2 protein-coding genes are annotated in these 2,558 nt (G+C 62.9%); both read right to left on the bottom strand.

Annotated features, from left to right (window positions below; translation table 11 throughout):
- Positions 1–1,466: type VI secretion system tip protein TssI/VgrG (tssI, locus tag JL474_RS21390; RefSeq protein WP_203144045.1), on the bottom strand; the 1,466-nt coding region annotated here is incomplete at its 3' end.
- Positions 1,467–1,786: 320 nt separating this feature from the next.
- Positions 1,787–2,305 carry an Hcp family type VI secretion system effector gene (locus tag JL474_RS21385; RefSeq protein WP_123636782.1) on the bottom strand — a complete coding sequence of 173 codons (519 nt, stop codon included), beginning with the start codon at positions 2,303–2,305 and terminating at the stop codon, positions 1,787–1,789.
- Positions 2,306–2,558: the final 253 nt, after the last annotated feature.

The raw sequence follows: 2,558 nt of genomic DNA, 5'->3' as shown, positions 1-2,558 counted from the left end.
GCCTCGTCCTCGAAGCGCAGTTCGTTGCTGCCCTCGCCCTTGTGGGTCTGGGTCTTCAGGGTCGTTCGGGTCTTGTGCTCCGGCAGCGCGTAGGGCGGCGTGTTGGTGGCGTGATAGGTGCGCCCGGTGATGATCGGCTGGTCCGGATCGCCGTCCAGGAAGGAGACGATGACCTCGTGGCCGATGCGGGGTAACGCCATAAAGCCGTAACTGCCCCCGGCCCAGCCCTGGCTGACCCTGAGCCAGGCGCTGCTGTGTTCGTCGTTCTGGCTGTAACGGTCCCAGGGGAACCTTACTTTGACCCGGCCGTGCTCGTCGCAGTGGATCTCCTCGCCCTGGGGGCCGGTGACGATGGCGATCTGCGGGCCGTCCATGATCGGTCTGGCGGGCGGCTCCGGCCGCCAGGCGGTATCCCCGGGCACGCTCTTGAAGGTGTTGCTGTAGGTGGTGGGCTTGCTGCCGCCTTCCTCTTCCAGCGCCTGGGGCTGCTTGCCGGTGTGTTTGACGGTGGTGATCAGCCAGTCCCGGTTGAGGCTGTCGGTGCTGTGGCCGGAGAGGGTGATCTTGGCCCCGGCACTGAAGTCCGGGCGGTTGCTCTCGCCAGTTCCGAGGCTGGCGTCCTTGCGCAGGCTGTCCAGTCGGGCTTCGGTGTAGGGCTGGCCGGAGGCATCGCCCTTGAAGCGGCCGGGGTAGTCGTAGTGTTCGTAGTCGCTGCGCTGGCTGTCCAGGTCCGCCGCATTGGCCTCGTGCATCAGGGCGTAGGCGGGGTTCTTGAAGGTGTAGTCCTTCAGGGCCACGCCGGCGACGGAGACTTTTTCCTGATAGCTGAACTGGAAAACGCAGGGGGTTTTATGCGATCCGCCTGACGTGGCGTTGTAGCCCACTTCCGGCAGTTGTGGGGCGTCCCGATGATGATCCGCAATGACAATGGGCTGACCGGCGGTGGTCGGATCGAACCGGTAGTGCCAGCCCTCCTCGGCGGCAATACGACTGAGAAAAGCCAGATCCGTTTCCCGGTGCTGGACGCAGTATTCCCGTTCTTGCGGAGTCCGCTTCAGATCAAAGGTCTTGTCCACCAGGCCGCGCTCGTCCAGCAGGGTGCCGAGAATCACATCCGGGGTCTGCTGCTGGAAGATGCGGCTGTTGTGCATCAGCCCCAGGCGCCACAGGGCGGGTCGCACTTCCACTTCGTAGCGGGTGCGACGATGGCCGCTGTCGCCCCGGCTGAAGGCGGTGACGATCCCCTGGACGTTGCGCAGGGCCTGGCCGTCCTGCCAGACCACCAGCTCCATGCCTTTGTCCAGCACATCGCTGGCGGCAATGTCCGCAAAGGCGCTGGCCAGCTTCAGGGTCAGGGTAAAGGGCCGGGACAGGTGCTCTTCGAGTTCAAACTCGACCACCGCAAAGGTGTCGTCCGGCAGGGTGCCGAGGCGGGCCGTGAACTGCAGGCCGGTAGGTAGGGGCATGGTCTCATCCTTGAAACTGGAAAACCGCGATCTCGCTTCTGAGGACACGAATGGCGGCGTTGCGCGGTACTCGCTCCCTCAGCGACCCCAAACGGTCAGCTTCAGTCGCTGCGTGCCGTGCGCCTTGCCCTTCGCGCCCTCAGAAACGAGCTCAACTTCCCGTCACAGTGTCCGCTGGACGGCCACTTGCCTCCTGCAAGTGGGTCGCCCGAGTGTAACCGATCCGGCCAAACGGGTGTGTAAGCGATCGTTGCCGGAATCCGTCAGTGACATCGGACAACCCGGACCTCAATAGCGGCCCGGGTGTCGACGATCGGGGCTTACGCCTCGACCGGGGAGCGCCAGTCGTCAGAGCCGGAGGTGCCGGCAATGCCGTGTTCCCAGGTGACCTTGCGGTAGGCCAGGGAGACTTCGACCAGCTGGGTGAACTCGGTCTTGGTCGCGTCCTGGCAGTGAGGCATGGTGCAGTCGATGTTGATGATGGTGGCGTCTTCCAGGATGGTGGAGAAGAAATGCTCCTGTTTACCTTCCACGGAGGTGCGGTACCACTTCAGCTCGACCTTGGGCAGCATCTCGCCGGAGGCCAGGGCGTTGTACATCAGCGGGGTGGCCTTGTTCAGGGCGGCGGTGAACTTGAACGGCTTGTGCACGCGCTGGCCGGAAGGCTGGCCGGACTGCGGGTCGGTCGGGACGGTGACGGTGTGGTCGAACTGCTGGACCAGCACTTCGTCTTCGTGACCTTCGACGTAGATGTTACCGACGGAATCGGCGGTGAAGGCGCCGGCGGTGATGTTGCCCTGAGTCTGGCCTTCGATGCTGATATAACATGGGGTTGGCATAGTCTGCTCCTTGACGGAAAAACAATTGAAAACGGTGAGTCCATTCAGAAAAGGACAGTCCCGTACAACAAGTCCCGTGCCAGAACCGTAAACGTCAACGAAAACAGACGACTAACCAAAACTCCCCACAACCCAACCCCCAGCACCAAGCAAACAATGGCTCCCGGCGGGCCACATCTTGCTGACTGGGCGAAATCTTGCCTGCGCCAAGACAATAAATCCCAGGCCAGAGCCGGAAGGAAAACCAGAAAGG

Source organism: Marinobacter mangrovi (genome assembly GCF_016798325.1).
In the GTDB taxonomy this organism is placed as follows: Bacteria; Pseudomonadota; Gammaproteobacteria; order Pseudomonadales; family Oleiphilaceae; genus Marinobacter_A; species Marinobacter_A mangrovi.
The sequence above is the reverse complement of the archived record's forward strand: the minus strand, read 5'-3'. Positions and strand labels throughout refer to the sequence as shown.

Bases quoted from the DNA above. Each gene is read 5' to 3' on its own strand.
- JL474_RS21385 (WP_123636782.1), bottom strand. From the start codon at position 2,305: ATGCCAACCCCATGTTATATCAGCATCGAAGGCCAGACTCAGGGCAAC.